General features: G+C 65.9%; 20 protein-coding genes and 1 pseudogene. 10 read left to right on the top strand and 11 right to left on the bottom strand.

The window, feature by feature from the left end; genetic code table 11:
• Positions 1 to 5 precede the first annotated feature (5 nt).
• The 3 genes from DEJ19_RS20970 to DEJ19_RS20960 form a co-directional block, all read right to left on the bottom strand.
• Positions 6 to 1,760, bottom strand: a complete 1,755-nt coding sequence (locus DEJ19_RS20970; protein WP_146250411.1) for a hypothetical protein — start codon at positions 1,758 to 1,760, stop codon at positions 6 to 8.
• Positions 1,761 to 1,884: 124 nt separating this feature from the next.
• The gene (locus DEJ19_RS20965; protein WP_111231843.1) at positions 1,885 to 2,244 is read right to left on the bottom strand and encodes a hypothetical protein; all 360 of its coding nucleotides are present in this window, start codon (positions 2,242 to 2,244) and stop codon (positions 1,885 to 1,887) included.
• An 86-nt stretch (positions 2,245 to 2,330) separates the two neighbouring features.
• Entirely contained in the window at positions 2,331 to 3,062 is a 732-nt protein-coding gene (locus DEJ19_RS20960; protein ID WP_181441406.1) for an MBL fold metallo-hydrolase, read from the bottom strand.
• A 249-nt stretch (positions 3,063 to 3,311) separates the two neighbouring features.
• Between DEJ19_RS20960 and DEJ19_RS20955 the strand changes: the two genes are divergently transcribed.
• The 4 genes from DEJ19_RS20955 to DEJ19_RS20940 all read left to right on the top strand — a co-directional run bounded on the left by DEJ19_RS20955 (position 3,312) and on the right by DEJ19_RS20940 (position 5,691).
• A complete protein-coding gene (locus DEJ19_RS20955) occupies positions 3,312 to 4,010 on the top strand; it encodes an SDR family NAD(P)-dependent oxidoreductase (RefSeq protein WP_181441407.1) in 699 nt (232 codons plus the stop codon).
• The gene (locus DEJ19_RS20950) at positions 4,007 to 5,059 is read left to right on the top strand and encodes a hypothetical protein (protein ID WP_111231846.1); all 1,053 of its coding nucleotides are present in this window, start codon (positions 4,007 to 4,009) and stop codon (positions 5,057 to 5,059) included. The genes DEJ19_RS20955 and DEJ19_RS20950 overlap by 4 nt, the downstream gene beginning before the upstream one ends.
• A 118-nt stretch (positions 5,060 to 5,177) precedes the next feature.
• Positions 5,178 to 5,363 (top strand): hypothetical protein, encoded by a 186-nt coding sequence (locus tag DEJ19_RS20945; RefSeq protein ID WP_111231847.1) that lies wholly within the window; start codon positions 5,178 to 5,180, stop codon positions 5,361 to 5,363.
• 64 nt (positions 5,364 to 5,427) lie between these two features.
• On the top strand, positions 5,428 to 5,691 hold the full coding sequence (locus DEJ19_RS20940; RefSeq protein WP_111231848.1) for a hypothetical protein: 264 nt from the start codon (positions 5,428 to 5,430) through the stop codon (positions 5,689 to 5,691).
• Between the two features lie 59 nt (positions 5,692 to 5,750).
• Here the strand turns inward: DEJ19_RS20940 and DEJ19_RS20935 are convergent, their stop codons facing one another.
• From DEJ19_RS20935 to DEJ19_RS20925, 3 genes are all read right to left on the bottom strand, one after another.
• A complete protein-coding gene (locus tag DEJ19_RS20935) occupies positions 5,751 to 5,912 on the bottom strand; it encodes a hypothetical protein (RefSeq protein ID WP_284176608.1) in 162 nt (53 codons plus the stop codon).
• Positions 5,913 to 6,166: 254 nt separating this feature from the next.
• A complete protein-coding gene (locus DEJ19_RS20930; protein WP_146250413.1) occupies positions 6,167 to 7,261 on the bottom strand; it encodes a chymotrypsin family serine protease in 1,095 nt (364 codons plus the stop codon).
• A 99-nt stretch (positions 7,262 to 7,360) separates the two neighbouring features.
• On the bottom strand, positions 7,361 to 7,654 hold the full coding sequence (locus DEJ19_RS20925; RefSeq protein WP_111231851.1) for a hypothetical protein: 294 nt from the start codon (positions 7,652 to 7,654) through the stop codon (positions 7,361 to 7,363).
• Positions 7,655 to 7,911: 257 nt separating this feature from the next.
• Here DEJ19_RS20925 and DEJ19_RS20920 point away from each other — a divergent pair, with 257 nt between their 5' ends.
• Positions 7,912 to 8,334 (top strand): hypothetical protein, encoded by a 423-nt coding sequence (locus DEJ19_RS20920; protein WP_111231852.1) that lies wholly within the window; start codon positions 7,912 to 7,914, stop codon positions 8,332 to 8,334.
• Between the two features lie 174 nt (positions 8,335 to 8,508).
• Here DEJ19_RS20920 and DEJ19_RS20915 read toward each other — a convergent pair whose 3' ends face one another.
• Together DEJ19_RS20915 and DEJ19_RS20910 are read right to left on the bottom strand one after the other, a co-directional pair.
• Positions 8,509 to 8,880: a HEPN domain-containing protein gene (locus DEJ19_RS20915; RefSeq protein ID WP_284176607.1), complete on the bottom strand. Its 372-nt coding sequence runs from the start codon at positions 8,878 to 8,880 to the stop codon at positions 8,509 to 8,511.
• 67 nt (positions 8,881 to 8,947) lie between these two features.
• A complete protein-coding gene (locus DEJ19_RS20910) occupies positions 8,948 to 9,496 on the bottom strand; it encodes a helix-turn-helix domain-containing protein (protein WP_111231854.1) in 549 nt (182 codons plus the stop codon).
• A gap of 432 nt (positions 9,497 to 9,928) precedes the next feature.
• On the opposite strand from DEJ19_RS20910, the gene DEJ19_RS20905 reads away from it, so the two are divergent.
• Positions 9,929 to 10,852 carry a hypothetical protein gene (locus tag DEJ19_RS20905; protein WP_111231855.1) on the top strand — a complete coding sequence of 308 codons (924 nt, stop codon included), beginning with the start codon at positions 9,929 to 9,931 and terminating at the stop codon, positions 10,850 to 10,852.
• Positions 10,853 to 10,969: 117 nt separating this feature from the next.
• Positions 10,970 to 11,119, top strand: coding sequence for a hypothetical protein (locus tag DEJ19_RS20900; protein ID WP_181441408.1), 150 nt, complete (start codon positions 10,970 to 10,972; stop codon positions 11,117 to 11,119).
• A 58-nt stretch (positions 11,120 to 11,177) separates the two neighbouring features.
• Here DEJ19_RS20900 and DEJ19_RS20895 read toward each other — a convergent pair whose 3' ends face one another.
• Both DEJ19_RS20895 and DEJ19_RS20890 read right to left on the bottom strand, forming a co-directional pair.
• Positions 11,178 to 11,597, bottom strand: coding sequence for a PIN domain-containing protein (locus DEJ19_RS20895; protein ID WP_146250417.1), 420 nt, complete (start codon positions 11,595 to 11,597; stop codon positions 11,178 to 11,180).
• Between the two features lie 59 nt (positions 11,598 to 11,656).
• Complete coding sequence (locus DEJ19_RS20890) at positions 11,657 to 11,902, bottom strand: hypothetical protein (RefSeq protein WP_181441409.1); 246 nt, start codon at positions 11,900 to 11,902, stop codon at positions 11,657 to 11,659.
• A 145-nt stretch (positions 11,903 to 12,047) separates the two neighbouring features.
• Between DEJ19_RS20890 and DEJ19_RS22050 the strand changes: the two are divergent.
• The 3 genes and pseudogenes from DEJ19_RS22050 to DEJ19_RS20880 form a co-directional block, all read left to right on the top strand.
• A pseudogene (locus DEJ19_RS22050) lies at positions 12,048 to 12,473 on the top strand (zinc-ribbon domain-containing protein); the annotation flags it as partial.
• Positions 12,474 to 12,500: 27 nt separating this feature from the next.
• Entirely contained in the window at positions 12,501 to 13,313 is an 813-nt protein-coding gene (locus DEJ19_RS20885) for a zinc-ribbon domain-containing protein (protein ID WP_258377315.1), read from the top strand.
• A 142-nt stretch (positions 13,314 to 13,455) separates the two neighbouring features.
• Positions 13,456 to 15,960: a zinc-ribbon domain-containing protein gene (locus DEJ19_RS20880; protein ID WP_111231859.1), complete on the top strand. Its 2,505-nt coding sequence runs from the start codon at positions 13,456 to 13,458 to the stop codon at positions 15,958 to 15,960.
• 21 nt (positions 15,961 to 15,981) lie between these two features.
• Here the strand turns inward: DEJ19_RS20880 and DEJ19_RS20875 are convergent, their stop codons facing one another.
• Positions 15,982 to 16,587: a hypothetical protein gene (locus DEJ19_RS20875; RefSeq protein WP_111231860.1), complete on the bottom strand. Its 606-nt coding sequence runs from the start codon at positions 16,585 to 16,587 to the stop codon at positions 15,982 to 15,984.
• Positions 16,588 to 16,769 lie beyond the last annotated feature (182 nt).

Here is a 16,769-nt window from a genome sequence, read left to right as displayed (position 1 = left end):
AAGCGCTACTCAGCGGCCCCGCGGCTGGTCGCGCGCATCTGCTGCAACCGTTCGAGTCCTGGGTGCTCGGGGACGTCTTCCAATCCCCAGCCGTGCAGGGGCATGGGCCCATCCGCGGACGCGTCGACGTTGTGGCGGTAGACGATCCACGGGATGTTGTTGACGCCACGGACTCGCACCTGTCGGCCAGCCCCTTCGCCGGCTTCGATAGCGTCCGCGTGCGCCGCGCCGTCTTCGAAGCTGCACTGCGCCTGGTGAAGGAGGACGTCGCCGACGTAGACATTGACGCCGAGGACCTCCATCTCGAATCGACGCTCCTGCAAGAGGAGTGTTGTGTCGTCCCCGCGAAGTCGCTCGACGAACTCTGGGCTGGGCGTCGCCGAAAGGGTGAACGTCATCGCGTCGACCCCGGGAACGGGCGCAGCGGCCCCACGCACCATCTCGCGGAGCGTCGCCACCCACAAGCGCTCATGGGTGCTCACGCCGTCGGCGGGGAAGATGAACTCGACGTCGAACTCGTCCTCGAGGACGAGCAGGTCGTCGAGGAACGCCATCAGCGCCGGCGTCGGCCGGTGGGATTCGCCCGGCCCAAACGAGAACAGTGCGTAGTCGCGGCCGTCGATGCGGAGCAGGACATGGTCAGCGTCGTCGATGACGTCGAGGAACCGTCCAAGCCGGCGCACCTTCCGCACAGGCGCGCCGTCGGGGACCATCTCGAATGTGACGGCGCTGGCACCAGTGGTCGGGTCGTCGGGGAGAACCCAGGTGCTCAGCAGCCCGCCTTCCACGTCGACGACCATCTGGCTGCCCTCGGACCCGCGGGCGAACCGTCGAACAGTGCCGACGACTGATTGCAGCTTCCGGCCCGACGCGTCTTGCGCGATGAGGGTGACCGGCGTTCCCGCTCCAGCGTCGCCGGGCAGGAGATGCAGTTCCTCAACAGGGTCGTCGCCCTCGAACCAGGGTGCACCCGTGCGGACGAAGGACTTCACGACGGCGCCCGGTAGCACCACCGGTTCAGCGAGCCCGAACCGCATTGCCTTGTCGAACTCGTCACGGAGCTCGGTGGTGTCTTCGCCGAACTCGGCGGTGAGGTGCATCGTCAACGGCTCACGGAGGTGTGCGTCAGGGGTGAGCCCGACGAGTGTCTCTCTGACGGTGCCGTCAGCGCCGAGGCGAACGTCGGAACCCCAGTGGGCGCTGCGGCTCTGCAGCTTCCCGAACACACGGCCCATGACGGCCGCGATGTCGCCGGCGGCTGCGAGCGCCTCCTCGGGACGGTTGATGGTCTGCAGGTAGTCGCGTGTCTTGTCGGTGAAGAACCGGTCGTGAATGTGCGGGTGCTTCGCAAGCAGAACGTCAAGTTCCGCCTGGCCGATGATGCGGACCTCGACGTTCTTCCCGTCGCCCAGCTTGTGGACGTAGTCGGACTCCTCGCGTGAAGCATTCCGCGGGATGACGAGCGTCCACATGGGCGGGTGGTGCAGCTCCCAAGCGGTGTCGAAGGACTTCTTCACCTGCTGCCGGCGCTTCGACATCAGCCCGGAGAACCCCTCCGGGAAGAACTTCAGCTGGAAGACGTGCACGAGGGCGCCGAAGGAGTCCCACACCCCGACGTCGACGCCTCCATCCCCGCCACGACCGTCGAGAGCATGCACGCGAAGTCCTGGCCGAGAGTGTTCCTCGATGAGGAGCGCCTCCACCACCCGGTCGAACTCCGGCTGGTCCATTCTCCTGAAGTGCACCAGCTCCTCGACCATCCGGCTCCCTCCGCCACGGAAAGCGTACCGAGCAGCACCGACGCGCCTTCTGTCGTATCCGTGGCCGCCGATGTTGTGCCCGCACCCGTCCTCCCCCCAAGGCAGGACGGGTGCGGAGTCTTGGTCACCAGGGGGCGGGGAGGCCTGTCTCCTCTTCGTGGACGTCGCGGGCGACGTCGCGGACCTGGAGGGTGAGTTCTTCGACCCGGTCGAGGGTGCAGTTGAGGGCCGCGGTGATGTCTTCCGGTGCGGGCTGGTGCGGTGTGCGGTGCAGCAGTGCGACGGCCCAGAAGTCGGCGACGACCCCGAGGTCGTTGGAGATGTCGTAGCAGGCGGCGACGGTCACCTGCACGATTTCGCGCAGTTCCGTCTCGGTGAGGATGAAGGTGTCGTCGTCGGCGGCGGTGATCGGCTGGTAGTGAAGTGCCGGCGCCTGTCCCTTGATGGCTGCCGAGCTGATGAACGTGATCGTGGTCAACGTCATGATCTTCCTGAGCGAAGGTCCGGCGGGCGCGACAAGTAGCGCCGCAAACCGGGAAGTGTTGATGGGGGCTCGGGGTGTGGGCTCGGCTATGGGCTCGAGCGCTCGGGAGGTAACGACGGTCCGTGGCCGGGGAGGATCAGCAGGTCGCGGCGCATGTGCTCAGCGATCTCAACTGCGGCCGCTTCATCGGTCGTGAAGATCGGGTCGATGGCGCCGACGATGGGTTTCGGGTAGCTCATGTGGTCGGTGATGAACGCGTCACCGGTGATGAGGACGTTGTCGCCGAGGACTTCGTAGACGGTGCTGCCGTGCGTGTGACCGGCGGCCAGGGTCGCGGCGATGTTGAACGAGGCGAGGTCTTCGTCGGTGAACGGTCGGACGTTCTCGACTGCGGTGGGGCGGAGGCCGCCGGCGGCGATGCCTTCGTCGAGCCATGCCTTGAACAGTGGACGCTGCAGGTGGTCGCCCATTGTGGCGATGGTCAGCTGCTCGCGCTCAGGTCCTGCGACCGCGGCGGCTTCGACCTCAGCGGCGAGGACCTCAACGTTCGGGTGCAGCCGGTTGAGTTCCATGAGCCCGCCGATGTGGTCGGTGTGGGCGTGGGTGACGAGCACGGCGACCAGGTCGGGGTGCTCGGCGCCGTCGGCTGCTGCTGCGACGGTGTCGAGGACGTACGGCGTCTGGTCGGCGTAGCCGGCGTCGATGAGGACGATGCCGACGTCGGTGCGCACTGCTGACCAGTTGACCAGCGGGGAGTGAGCGAACCAGACGCGGTCGCTGACGCGAGTGATGACGGGTATCTGAGCCGGGGCGGGCATCAACATTCCTTGGGTGCACGAAGGCGAATAAGGGAATGGACACCGCCACCGACATCCGTCGGCAGGGTACAAGTCCGTTGTGGTGCCAGCTTACGCAGAAGCCGGAGTCTGTGACAAGCCTGAACGCTGTACCCCGTTGCCCCCAGTAGAAGGGGTGGTCCACCCGGCTCGCTGGCCGCTACGCGCAGGCGCGAGACCTGAGTAGTACTCGGTTGGTGATCCCGAGACGATCCGCGAATACTTGTCGACGTGAGCACCGACAGTAAAACCGCATTCATCATCGGAGCAACCCGCGGAATCGGTGCAGCCACCGCCAGACGATTCCTCGCCGAGGGATACACCGTCGCCGGAACCCACCGCGGCAATGGCGCGGTCCCCGAAGGCGTTCACCCCGTCGAACTGGACATCACCGACGAAGCGTCCATCACCGCCGGGTTCAAAGCCGCGCTCGAGCACCTCGGCAGCCTCGACACCCTTGTCGTCGCCTCCGGCATCACGAAGGACGGCCTCCTCATGCGCGCGTCCGAGGCAGACATCCTCGACGTGCTCCGCACGAACACCGTCGGGCCCATCCTCGCCGCGAAAGCCGCACTCAAGCCGATGCTCCGGCAGAAGAACGGCTCCATCATCCTCATGTCATCGATGTCCGTGAAGTACGGCGTCGCCGGGCAAACCACCTACACCGCGTCGAAGGGTGCCATCGAAGCGTTCGTCCGCTCCATGGCTCGCGAATACTCCGGTCGAGGCATCCGCGTCACCGCCGTCGCACCCGGCACCACCGACACCGACATGGTTGCCGCGATGACCGACGAAGAACGCGCGCACATGATGACCGAAGTCCCCATGAACCGTCTCGCGCAGCCCGACGAGATTGCCGACGCCATCTTCCACGTCGCGGAGAACCCGTACATGTCCGGCTCCACCGCGCAGGTGAGCGGGGGCGCATGAGCACCACCCTCGAAGCCAGCCAATGGGGGCTGTTCACCGGTCCCGAAGGCAAGCAGCTCGTCATCTGCAACGGTGAACCGTGCGGCCCCGGCGCCGCCCGGAAGATCCTCTCCGAGACACCGCGACGGCTCCTCCTCGATGAAGGACGTGTCGAACGGTTCATGGCCGGCGACGACAGCAACGCCGGCATGATCGTCGACCACAACGGCATCAGCTACCGCATCGCCACCAAGCCGATCATCGCACCGTGGAGCGGCACCATCGTCGGTGTCTTCGCCGGCGTCTTCCCCGTCGATGAAGAGATCCCGGAACCGCCGCTCGTCGGTTCCTGGGAGTGGCTCATCAAGCAGGAGCACGGCGAAATCGTCGGCCGTCGCACGTTCTGGAACCAGGACCTGTTCGACCTGTACGAGGTGGACTCAGCCGTCGCCGAACAGACCGCCGGGTACTGGGAAGTGGACGTTTGGGCCAGCGAGCTCGTCGCCAACGGCGACCAGCTGCGGTTCTTCAGCTCCCTCCGCGACGGCTACTGGGACCGCCCCGGAGTCCGCTGCGCCTCCTTCGACGCCATCGCCGGCTACGGCACCGACAACCGGTACCGGAAACACCTCCGCCTCGTCGCGCAGCGTGGAGACATCTCCACCCCCGAGCAGCTCGTCCTCCACGGCTTCTCCTACCAAGTGCCGGCCGGCTACTCCGACCGTGCCCTCGCTGAGGAATACCCAACCGAGTACGCCCTCGACGGGTTCATGAGCCTCGTGCAGGACCCCATCGCCGTCGTCGACCCGGCGTCCCTCGAAGTACTGATGAGCACCGACGGCTGGAAGAGCCGCCCGTTCGGCGGCCCCCGAAACCTCAAAGAGACCATCGGTGAGGACCCCGCCGACGTTCGCCGGTTCCTCCTCGACGCAGCCGACAGCACCGACGTCACCAAGGGTGAACTTCACCTCGGCATCGGCGACGACAAACAGCCCTACCCAGTCAGCGTCGTCAGCATGAACCGCGGCGCCGAACGCGACAACCTCGCCGTGGTCCGCCTCAACCACTAACCGGGCACCCACCTCGAAAGCCGCCAAAAGGACCCACCCTTGGATCCTTTTGGCGGCTTTCGTCGCATGACCACCGGTACGCGCTCGCAGCCAGTGAGTACCGACCGGAAGGCCCACCATGTCCACGGCACCGACCCCGAAGACCGTCAACGACCAGCGCCTCGCACTCATCGAGAAGAGCGCCGCCCTCGCCGGCCACCAGCCGAACGCCGACACCACCGACCGCACCCGGCGCATCCTCGACGGGACGCTCTCCGCGGAGGCCGCGTACGCCGAACTCGACACGAAGTACGTAGCCGGCTGACACCCGCCGCATCTCAGCGAAGCAACCGCTCGCAGCCGGCGAGCACGACACGGGAGGAACACACATGGCACTGACCAAGGACACGTTCAAGGCCGCGACCAGCGGAGCCATCAGCCGCTTCGACAGCGCCCTCGACACCGCCGCGGACCTCGTCCACGACGTCGCCACGTCCGCACCAGCCCGCGACGTGACAGCTCGCGTCCGCCGCGGCGCCGGCCGCAGCATCACCGCAGCGAAGAAAGGCGTCGCCGAAGTCCGCCGCCGTGCACGCCTCCTCGAGGAAGAAGCGGCCGCCGCAACCGCACGGCGAGTGTCCGACGGCGCGTAGGTCACCCAACAACAGAACGGCCCGCAGGAACGCTCCTGCGGGCCGTTCTGACGTTGGGCCTACCCGTGCTCGAGCCTCCGGTCGCCGAGCGGGTGCTGCAACGGAACGGCCCCGGCAAGTGCGTAGCCGACGGCCGTGCACGGTTCCTGCAGCTTCTCACCCCAGGCCGTGACCGTGACAGTCGTCGCCGTCTCATCGACCGAGACACCCTTCGGTGCCACGCAGTCTTCGTTCTCGACACTCACCACCAGTCCGTCGGCCCCGGCCGAGTTCGGGGAGGTCCACGGGAGCTTCACCAAACCAGTGGTGCTCCTGACGACCGGCAACGACGACGACGACGTCGCACTGGGAACTGCTGGCGGAGAAGTCGCACTGGGAACTGCTGGCGGAGAAGTCGCAGCGTCATGCGACGAGCAGCCGGCGAGAGCAGCCGCCATCACGACGAGGCCGATCGTTCCCAGTGCGACACGGTTCATCAGCCGACCGTAATACTCGAGCCGAGGATCTGCTTGATACGGCTGACGTCGGAGTACCAGACGGTGTGCCCGCCGTTGCTCTCGCCGGAGATGTCACCGGCGACAACGACCTTCCCGTTCGACGGCTTCGTGATCACCGGACCGCCGCTGTCGCCGGGTCGGGTGACGACGGTGTTCGGGTTGTACGCGGAGTCCATCCCGCATTCGTGCACGGTCTTGCCTCGCTCCGTCATGTTGATGCAGCCGTTGACGATGTTCACCTTCGCGCCGCAGACGTACCCCGATGTCGTTCCATCCGTGCACACTTCGGAGCCGACCTGCGAGACGGCTGCGCCGGCCACGTGCACGAAGGTGACGTTGCCCTTGTCCCGGGAGATGTACATGCCGGTGTCCCACCCAGCGCCACCGCTGAGCAGTGCCACGTCGGGCTGGTCCGCTTCCCAGTGGACCGACGACGCCTTGCCCGCCGGGCCAGATGCCGCGATCTCACCGCCGCTGTAGTAGCCCTGCTGCCACGATGCTCCGTTGGGTCCGCAGTGCCCTGCCGTCAGCATCTTCCCGCCCCACAGAGCCGTCGTTGAGCACCAGACGACGAGGTTGCCGTCCTGGCGGACGATGCGGACGCCGCCCGGGTACGTGGGAACGGTCAGGAACGGCTCGTAGTCACCGGGTGTGATGCCCTTGCCGTCCCCGCCGCTGCCGGAGGTGCCGACGTCAGGGGTGACAGACCGGGTGGATTGGGTCTTCGGTGCGAGGAGTTTCTTCCCGACCGGTCCGTTGACCGGGGCGTACCCTTCAGCGCCTTCCACGGCGTCCGCTTGCTCCACGATGGTGCCTGCGCCGAGTTCCGTCTTCAGGGTCACCGCTTGCGCTGCTGTGTAGGACGAGAGGCCGACATGTGTCGCTCCCGCGCTGTCGAGGTACCAGGTTGAGAGCTGGTCGTCTCGAAGGCCCGCTGCAGTGACCGCTGCCGGCACCAAAGCGAGCTTCTGGTCGTGAGTGAGTGGTGCTGCGTTGGCTGCTGTCGGCAGGGTCGCAAGCATCGTTGCTGCGACCATGACGGCAGAGCCGAGCAGCGCTGTTGTGCGCTTCATTGCTCAGGTCCCCTCGTGGCAATCAGCCCCTCTGACCGCCTATGTGTGACCCTCGCGGTTGGGCCCTCCCAGCGCAATGAGAGGGCCCACAGTGAGGTGTCACCACGGTGCGGGGAGGCCTGTCTCCTGTTCGTGGACGAGGCGGCCGACGACTCGAACGTCGTGGAGGAGGTCTTCGACGGAGGTGACGTTCACGCCGAGTACGGCGGCGACGGCGGTGAGTGGGGGAGTGCCGAGGGTTTCCCCGAACAGTGTCCCGGCCCAGTGGTCGGCGGCGACGCCGAGCCTGGTGCTGTTGCTGTAGCAGGCGGCGACGGTTGCTTGTACGACCTCCCGCAGTTCAGTCTCCGACAGTACGAACTGGTCCTCGGTCAGTGGTGCCTCCAGCAGCATGGTGTTCTTCCCCTCCGTGTACGACGAAACAGAGCCTCCGGGCCCCGTCCGCGGAGAGAGCGCGGGCAGGGTCGGGTTGCTCAAGACGCCGGGACCAACCAGCCGCTGCCGTCCCCGGAGCCACGACCGTAGCCGCGACGACTGACACTCTATTCGAACGTGTGTTCGAAAGCGCAAGGAGGGGCGTGTCGTCTCGGCCGCATCTGTCGACCACGAACCCGAACCCCTCGGGCCACACCACAACCGACAGGACCACCATGCGCCGCACCCGCAAGACCGCCATCACCCTCACCATCGCCGCCGCCCTCACCCTCACCGGCACCACCGCAGCAACAGCCGACGTCGGCGGCCCCGAAGGGTACGTCGGCACCAAAACCGGCCCCGGCATCGCCAACATCTACACCGCCCAGGTCTACGGCGACATGCTCAGCGTCGGCGTCGACATCAACGTCACCGGCAAGGCCTACACCGGCAAGATCGACTCCACCCTCCGCAAGCCCGACGGCACCATCGCCGCCAAACGAACCCTCGACCTCCGCGGCCAGAAGACCTACCAACTCGCCTGGGCCTTCGACAAGCACCTCAAAAAGGGCAGCAAGTACTACATGACCGCCCACGTCCCCGCCGCCTACGGACACAAAGCAGCCACCCTCAAGACCAAGGTGCTCACCGTCAAGTAGACGCCGGCGCCGCCGGCGTCGACAGTGGCCAGTGATGGAACCAAGCGACGCCGGCGGCGGAGCTCCGACAGAACTCCCCGTTCGCCGGTGCCTCCAACAAGACGAACGCATCACCGCCATCCTCCGCGCCGGCGCGAGGCCGGCACGTCCGGTCAGCTGACCTACCTGTCTAAGTCAGAACGGAGGCATGTTCTCGATGAGGACCTTGGCGCGCTCGATGATGACCGGCACGTGCTTGTGTGCATCGTCGTAGTCGTCACGAGCTGCGCGTGAACGTTCGGGATTTGGGTACTGCGTGTCGTTCCGGACCGGCCTCATCCACCGCATCGCGCGGAAAGCCTCCTGTCTCGGAGGTTCGGTCTGTGCGATGACGATGTCGATGACAGTCGCATGCGCCCCTTCGCCACGAGTCTTCAAGCCCTGGTTCACGAGCACCGCGGACATTGCGAGCCTGCCCGCGTCGTACAGGAGGTTGAACGCGCTCTCGACACTGATGTCGACCACGGCCTCAGCGGCGGCGAGCGTTCCCTCGGCCTGCTTGATCATCTCGTTCGCCAGGTCCCGGGACGCGGACACCTTCGTGACCATCCCGTCGCGGATGGCTTGCTCGACCTCAGCTCGACCTTTGTTCCACTTGTTCACGGTCACGCGGTTCCCCCTGCAGATCCAGGCGCACCAGTGGACGCTGGCGCACAGTCTTCAAGAACGGGTCTGAGGCGCTCTCCCAGAGCTCACGCGACACCGCGCGTGCACTGACCTCTCGCCGCAGTTCCCGCTCAGCCATCATGGCAGCTTCGTACAGCTCCCCACGGTCGGGCCTGCCCACAACAAGAGCATCGATGTCCCCTGGGGGTGAACCGCCCTCGCCCAGCCGCCTAGCCGCCCACGAACCGTAGATGTACGCCTCCTCCACGCCGGCCACCCGGCCAAGAAGACGTCCAAGAACAACCGGAGGACCGAACGAGAGCTGCAGAAGTTCGACCGTCGGCTTGTAGGCAATGGCGTCCGGATTTGCTCTCACGAGGATGGTGCGGCCGGCGGGCTCTGCGGTGAACAGCTCGGCCTCGAGGAGCCGACTCACCTCCCGATGTGCGGTGGCGTACGGGACGTCAACGGTCCGAGCAAGCTCGCTGATCGAGTACTGCGTGCCCGGGTTGAGCATTACACGGGCGAGGATCTCTGCTTGCGTGTCCGACCGGAACAGCGGAGACAACCGTGAGACTGATGACCTACTCATTTGGTGGATAACACTATCACTTAGATGGATAGGTCGACAAGATTTTCTGACCAGCGCGGACCGACGCCCCACCGCGCCGAGCCGGGCCGCAGCGGAAGCGGGCCGCGCCCGGCCTGGAAGTGCAACCCGATGAGCCGAGAACCGATTGGGCAACAGGTTGTTGCAAGATTGGTCCGTACAGGACCGAGGTACTGCGCCCGACATGCAGCGGACCGACCCGATGCGGGCACGGCCCCTCAAGGCCGACGCCCGGCTGCGCGCACCCCCGCACCTGGGGCAGCTGAACTCACAGGTCGCCGGACTGTCCCCGCATAGCTCTGGAGTCGCGACAACCGCGGCACCACGAAGGGACCTCTCATGAGCAGCGAAATCGAGCAGGCAGCCGCCTCCTACACGAACCTCATCAACGCCAGCATCACTGTCACCAGCAGTAGCCGCGGAAACCGAGCCGCCCTCGACGGAGTAGCCACAGTAGCCACCGCCATCTTCACCACACCGACCAGCAGGGACGCCGACACAGAGGTACGCATCGGGGAAGCGACACTCCTCATCCAGGCGGGCGTCCAGAGCCTCGAGCTGTTCCAAGGCCTGGGCCCGGAGCCTGACGCGGTCCACTTCTTTGAGGCCGGCAGCGACGTCATCCACCTCACCGAGTTGACCGTGCACGATGACTTCCGCCCACTGAACTACCTCACCGGCATCATCAACGCGATCGCTACCAGCCCCGTCGCCGCCAACGCCGGAATCCTCATCGCCCGACCGAGCGACTGGACCCAGACCCACGACGTCGAGAACGCGCTCTCCCAGGTCGAGTTCGGCGACCCCAACTTCTGGACCAACCCGCTCGAGTACGAACTCGTCGGCGGCGGCGACACCGATCTGCCCAGCATCGTCTACCTCGACCAGGAAGCCGGTACGTTCCACGCCGACTACACCAACACATGGAACCCGTTCGGTGGAGAGGTCACCCTCGCCACCCCGAGCAAGGGCATCAACGGCACCTACGCGGTCATGACTCAGAACGCTGGCCCAATCGCCACCGCAAGCGTCGACGGGAACGAGATCCTCGTCAACCTTTCCGACGGTGCTCCCTACATCAACGGGTTCGCCCCTGAGATTGACTACATCCACCAGCTGCTCGGTCAGCACATCGCAGCACTCGCGAACACCGACGAGCGCATCGCCACCGAAGTTCGCACCATCATCGAAGAGCGGGACGCGCAGATGGAACGGTTCCACGCCGAGCAGACCGCCATCACCGCCGCGCACGGAAAGGCCTGACCTTCCGCCCGTAGACGACGCGACGGGATCCTCAATCGGGCCGCCGGCCGCCGCGTCGTCAACGGGCCGCTTCCACAACGATGGCTCGACACCTGGGCCGCAGCCGGCGACGGGCCCGTGAACGACCTCATCGAACTCATGCTCGGCCACGACAACGAAGCGCAAGAACTCCGGCAGAACCCACCCTTCGCCGGAGCCCTCACCCAAGACGAACGCATCACCGCCATCCTCCGCACAGGGGGCAAACCCGAACGGACGGTGAACTGACTTACCCACCTCCTGGATAGCGTCATCGCGAAACTGGATAGGTTCGGACTCCGCTGCGCTACGCCGTCCCTCTCGGCACGATCCACTCATGCTTGAAATCAGGCAGCACAGAGGCGATGTGCTCGTAGTCCGTGTCGTAGTGCAGGACCGTCGCGTCGTTCTCGAGGCCGTACGCCGCGACGACGGTGTCCATCGCGCCCGCGGCACGCAGCTTCCCGCCGTGCCACAGGGCGCTCTGGATACCCAGTGTGGTCCGGCTGCTCGGCGCCTTCGGGCAGTCACGGAACTGCAGCAGATAGTCCATCACCTTGTCGTGGTCTGCCGGCGACTGAGCGGCGAACCCGACCTCAGCAACGAGCGGCGGGCAGATGAGCAGCTCTTGAACTGTCACGCCCGACGCGAGTAGCTGGAACGCAGTCGCGACCGACTTAGACCGGCTGAGGTTCATCCACACCGAAGTGTCGACGAGGTAGGTCACACCGCCGGACGTTGAGGCGAAGAGGTCGGAGACGGGCAGCGTCGCCGACCAGCCCGAGCTCACGCGTCGTCGCCGTCGAGCGGGTACTCGATCTTCACCGCATCCGGGTCAAGATCGACCTCCGCCATGCCCCTGATAGCGAGCAGCTGGTGGTGCCGAGTCACAACGCTCTGCAGAGCCCGTTCGAGCGCCTCCCGGTTCGACTTCACGCCGAGGATGTCCTTCGCCTCACTCAGAAGAGCGGGCGGCAAGTCTGCTGACGTCATCGCCACAGCGACCACCTCCATATGGGTTTCGCCAATCATCACATATGGACGGCGGTTCGTCCACGATTGCGCATCAGCGCCTTCCGGGCATCGCGTCGGAGGGCGCGGCAGACGCGCTAAGAGACACACCTAGCCCGCTTCACCGAGGTCCCACCCGGCCCCACGACTGCGGCATAGAGCGGAGGTGCCCCACCGAACGCCACTCCCAGGTCGAAGCCTCGCGGACCTACGTCCCGACCTCGCGCAGGAATGGCACCCGTCCAGAAACGGCCCCACCCTCCCCACAGACGTCAGCATCGGCAGTCGGATGACCGTCTGGTGGATCGCGACACACGACGGCGTCGTCCACGAGTGGAAGACCGTCCTGGGGAAGCGAGTAGCCGGGGCAATCTGCGGCGTCTGCTCCGGCCGACAGGTGCAGGTCGGTGTCAACGATCTCGGAACGACAGCGCCAGCCGTAGCGGCCACGTGGCATCCCACACAGAACGGGAACCTCACCCCGCAGCAGGTCACCGCAGGGTCCAACACGCCACGCTGGTGGCTGTGCGAAGAAGGACATCCCTGGGAGTCGGTCCCGAACAAACGCGTGAAGGGTCACGGCTGCCCCACCTGCTCGGGCCGCATCATCACCCCCGGCGTGAACGACCTAGCCACCACGCACCCCCAACTCCTCACCGAATGGCACCCGGAGAACAACATCGACCCGACCACCATCGGAGCGGGGAACAGCCGACAGCAGATCCGCTGGGTCGGCGCCTGCGGGCACTCCTGGAACACAGCGCCGTACAACCGGAAGCAAGGGAAAGGCTGCCCATACTGCGCCGGCCGTTACCTGCTACCCGGCGTGAACGACCTCACCACCGTCCGCCCCGACCTCGCAGCCGAATGGCACCCCGACAACCCAAGCCGACCGGCAGACGTGCAACCCGGAAGCGACACCACCGTCCTCTGGCTGTGCGACCGAGGCCACACCTGGCCAGCACAAGTGAAGAACCGCAACGCCGGCTACGGCTGCCCTCGCTGCACTACCAACGGCACCTCCGGAGCGGAACAAGCGGTCCTCGCAGCTGTACGAGCATGGCTCCCCGACGCGGCCGGCACAGTCCGCCTGCCCAACACCACCATGGGTCGCGGGCAAGCAGAAGCCGACATCGTCGGCACCTACCGCGGAGCCACCATCGTCATCGAGTACGACGGCGAGTACTGGCACCGGGACAGAGAAGACCTCGACCGAAGGAAGACCGAACAGATCCTCTCCACCGGAGCGCACCTCATCCGCGTCCGCGAACACACAACAACCCACCGCCTCCCCGACGTCAGCATCAACCACCCACGGCTCACCCAACTGCAGCACCCCAACACCCGCGCAACAGACACCGCCACCTACCAACACCTAGCCGAACGCATCCGCGACGCCTGCGACACGATGCTCGAGCGGGCTGAGGCCTGACACAGGACGAGTAATCGGACGGGAGGTCGAATCGCGCAACAAGCTGTTGCGCGAAGAGGGCAACAGCTTGCTGCCCAAACTCCGAGCACCCGCGACACGCCGAACACACAACACCACCCACCGACCGCGCATAGGGGTCCCGATGGGATCCTCACGCACCACAGCCGGCCACACCGCCGGCATACTGTCGCGCCCCGACGTGATGGTCGCATGGGACAACGACGCCAACAAGCACCTGCGTCCGCTCGGGCTCCGCGCTGACAGCGAGGTAGTCGCCGGCTGGGTCTGTGTCAACGGTCACCGCTACGAAGCGAGCATCGCAGACCGCTGCATGCGGGGCGTCGGCTGCCCGGACTGCGAGACGGAGACGGGGGAGAGCCTGCGAGAAGCGAGAAAGGAGGGACAAGAAGAGGGAAAGCCGGTAACGGCGAAGACCGGCGGGCACGGCAGCCGTGGACCCGCGAAGCCGGCACCCGGACGGTCCCTCGCCGAACTCCGACCCGACATCGCCGCCCAATGGCACCCCACCAAGAACGGGGAACTCACGCCGGCCGACGTGTCCGTCAGCGCCAACATCACAGTCGAGTGGGTCGACGGGCACGGGCACGAGTGGCCGGCGCCACTACCCAACCGCACTCGTGGAGGCACAGGCTGTCCCACATGCGGCGCGGTTCAGCGAGGACGTTCCCGCCGACGACCGCAGTCAGGACGCTCCCTCGCAGAACTCCGCCCCGACATTGCCGCAGAGTGGCACCCCACGAAGAACGGCGCTGAGACACCAGCCGACGTTGCTGTGAGCACGAACCGGAAGGCCTGGTGGAACAGCGGCTGCGAACACGGCGACTTCGAACAGCTCATCAGCGCACGCACCGGACGCAACGCCGGGTGCCGGGACTGTGGGCGGCTCAAGTCCGATGCAGCCCGCCGCAAGCCAAAGCCGGGAAACTCCCTCGCCGAGCGCCGCCCCGACGTAGCAGCCCTCTGGCACCCGACCGCCAACGGCGAGCTCACGCCGTCCGATGTCGGCTACGGCTCGAAGCAGGAGTTCACCTGGCTCTCAAACACGTGCGACTACCCCGACCACCACTGGCCGGCGTCCGTCGAGAAGATGGTCCGCCTCACGGGTAAGTGCCTCTACTGCACGAACCAACGCGTCAAGGTCGGCTTCAATGACATCGCGACGACTCACCCCCACCTCGTCGATGAGTGGGACTTTGAGCGGAACGGCGACGACCTCCCGACGATGTTCGTTGGCGGCAGCAATGCAGACGTGCACTGGATATGCGCCGAGGGACATCGGTGGCACACCGTCATCGTCAACCGCGCCATCGTTGGGGTTGGATGCCAGAAGTGCGCCGCGGCCAGGAACGGGCTTCGCAGCCGCGTGCCGAAGCCTGGTCGTTCGCTCATCGAAGCGCGCCCCGACCTTGCCGCCGAGCTGCATCCCACGGCCAACGGGGACCTGACGGCAGCGGACATCGCGGTTGCCGCGAACTACAGCGTCGAGTGGCTTGGAGCATGTGGCCACCAGTACGACGCGCTACCCAGCCACCGAAATCGTGGAGACGGCTGTCCGTACTGCGCCGGCAAGCGAGTCCTCGCAGGATTCAACGACCTCGCGAGTCAGGCACCAGCAGCCGCCGCGCTCTGGCACCCGACGCTCAACGGGAACCTCACGCCACAGGATGTGACCGTCGCCTCCCAGCAGAAGGCTCACTGGCTCTGCGATGAAGGACACGAGACGCACGCCGTTATCGCAAGCAGAGCCAGGTCCGACAACGGCGGATGTGGCGACTGCGCGGTAGCAATCAGGGGGAAGTCGAAGTCTCGCCCCAGGCCCGGGCAGAGTCTCGCCGAACTGTTCCCCGCTCTCGGGGCTCAATGGCACCCGACGAAGAACTGGACGGACAACCCGCTCGAGGTGCATCCAGGGTCCAACCGAGAAGCGATATGGGTTGGCGAGTGCGGTCACGAGTGGCCAGACAGCGTGCAGCTCAGAACAAGTCGAGGTACTGGATGCGAGGTCTGCTTTGGGCACGCTGTGCGGGCCGGGGTCAACGACCTTGCGACGACGCATCCCCAGCTGGCCGCCGAGTGGGCACCATCTAACGAGACACGACCGACAGAGGTAGCGGCCGGCGCACATGAACGAGTCCTTTGGCGTTGCCAGAAATGCAGTCATGAGTGGCATGCGATGGTGCGGGACCGGACCCGCCGCGCCTCCGGTTGCTCTCGCTGCACCAACACCCACACCTCGCACTCAGAACGGCGGCTCTTCGAGGCGGTTAGCCATTGGCTCGACGACGCGGAACAAGGGAAGAGATTTGATTGGGCCCGCTTCGGTCCGGCCCGCATCAGCGCCGACATCTCGGGCAAGTATCAAGGGCGTCCAGTCGTCATCGAGTACGACGGGCAGTTCTGGCACCGGGACTCGACGGAACGCGACGCGCGTAAGACGGCGCTGTTCATCGAAGCGGGCTACCTGGTTGTGCGTGTTCGTGAAGGCAAGCTGCACAAGTTGCCTGACCAGCGCGGCCTCATTCAGCTCGACTTTGAGTCGGTGTCTGGCACGGATGAATCCACTCGACGAGCGTTCGGCGCGCTTTCCGAAAGGGTGAGACTTGCGGTTGTCACGGCCGCGCCGTAGCTCGCTGCGGCGTTGGCTGTTCTAGCTGGTGAACTTGTCACCGACGGCGACGGTCGTGCCAATGTCGGTCTTGTCCTTGTCGTTGACGACTACGGTGATGTCGCCGTCCTTCGGGAGTGCTTCCTGCCCCAGGATGGCGCAACCGTACACGGCTTCCCCGGCCTTGATTGTGATGCTGCTGCCGGCGGATGAGCCAAGGTAAGCGTTATTCAGGCCGCCGGACTGGCCCTTGCATTCAGTCGGTAGCTGGTCGTCCTTCAGTGTCAGCTCGTTGGGGTATCCGTCCCAATTGCCGCGGGTGGCGGCGTCGCCGAAGTAGACGTTGCCGCCGATCTTCACGTCGTCCGCGCTGGTGTTGGACACCATGACGACGGCCCCTCTCGCACCAGCCTTCAGCGCGGCGGCGGATACGAACTTGTCATCCCGCCCGAGCGTGACGGTCAAACCCGCGGGCATGCCGTTCGGCGAGTCGAAGGACGCCACCTTCGAGACCTCCGTCGGGAGGGAAGCCTTCGACGCTGTACCCACGGTGTCCTTGCCTCCGTCGCTGCCAGAGCAGCCGGCGAGGGTCAGCGAAAGGACCGCGATGGCGGCGACGGAGAGGAACTGCTTGCTAGGTGCCTTCATTGGAGGGATCGTCTTCCGGGGCCATGGAGGTGCGGCGTTCGAAGCGGTCGCCCCGACACCACCTCTATGCGCGGAGACTCGCTCTCGCAGCCTATTCGATCGGAGAAGGGTTGGCCTGAGGCACGCCCGTCGTTGGTTCGCGGCCGCCGCACACACGTTAGGTGGAACGAGTTCGGCGTCGC

It is taken from the genome of Curtobacterium sp. MCSS17_016 (genome assembly GCF_003234255.2).
GTDB lineage: Bacteria > Actinomycetota > Actinomycetes > Actinomycetales > Microbacteriaceae > Curtobacterium > Curtobacterium flaccumfaciens.
This window is presented reverse-complemented; position numbering and strand designations above follow the sequence as displayed.

Coding starts and splice junctions, on each gene's coding strand:
- DEJ19_RS20970 (WP_146250411.1), bottom strand. CDS start 1,760: ATGGTCGAGGAGCTGGTGCACTTCAGGAGAATGGACCAGCCGGAGTTC.
- DEJ19_RS20965 (WP_111231843.1), bottom strand. CDS start 2,244: ATGACGTTGACCACGATCACGTTCATCAGCTCGGCAGCCATCAAGGGA.
- DEJ19_RS20960 (WP_181441406.1), bottom strand. CDS start 3,062: ATGCCCGCCCCGGCTCAGATACCCGTCATCACTCGCGTCAGCGACCGC.
- DEJ19_RS20950 (WP_111231846.1), top strand. CDS start 4,007: ATGAGCACCACCCTCGAAGCCAGCCAATGGGGGCTGTTCACCGGTCCC.
- DEJ19_RS20945 (WP_111231847.1), top strand. CDS start 5,178: ATGTCCACGGCACCGACCCCGAAGACCGTCAACGACCAGCGCCTCGCA.
- DEJ19_RS20940 (WP_111231848.1), top strand. CDS start 5,428: ATGGCACTGACCAAGGACACGTTCAAGGCCGCGACCAGCGGAGCCATC.
- DEJ19_RS20930 (WP_146250413.1), bottom strand. CDS start 7,261: ATGAAGCGCACAACAGCGCTGCTCGGCTCTGCCGTCATGGTCGCAGCA.
- DEJ19_RS20925 (WP_111231851.1), bottom strand. CDS start 7,654: ATGCTGCTGGAGGCACCACTGACCGAGGACCAGTTCGTACTGTCGGAG.
- DEJ19_RS20920 (WP_111231852.1), top strand. CDS start 7,912: ATGCGCCGCACCCGCAAGACCGCCATCACCCTCACCATCGCCGCCGCC.
- DEJ19_RS20915 (WP_284176607.1), bottom strand. CDS start 8,880: ATGATCAAGCAGGCCGAGGGAACGCTCGCCGCCGCTGAGGCCGTGGTC.
- DEJ19_RS20910 (WP_111231854.1), bottom strand. CDS start 9,496: ATGCTCAACCCGGGCACGCAGTACTCGATCAGCGAGCTTGCTCGGACC.
- DEJ19_RS20905 (WP_111231855.1), top strand. CDS start 9,929: ATGAGCAGCGAAATCGAGCAGGCAGCCGCCTCCTACACGAACCTCATC.
- DEJ19_RS20890 (WP_181441409.1), bottom strand. CDS start 11,902: ATGATTGGCGAAACCCATATGGAGGTGGTCGCTGTGGCGATGACGTCA.
- DEJ19_RS20880 (WP_111231859.1), top strand. CDS start 13,456: ATGGGATCCTCACGCACCACAGCCGGCCACACCGCCGGCATACTGTCG.
- DEJ19_RS20875 (WP_111231860.1), bottom strand. CDS start 16,587: ATGAAGGCACCTAGCAAGCAGTTCCTCTCCGTCGCCGCCATCGCGGTC.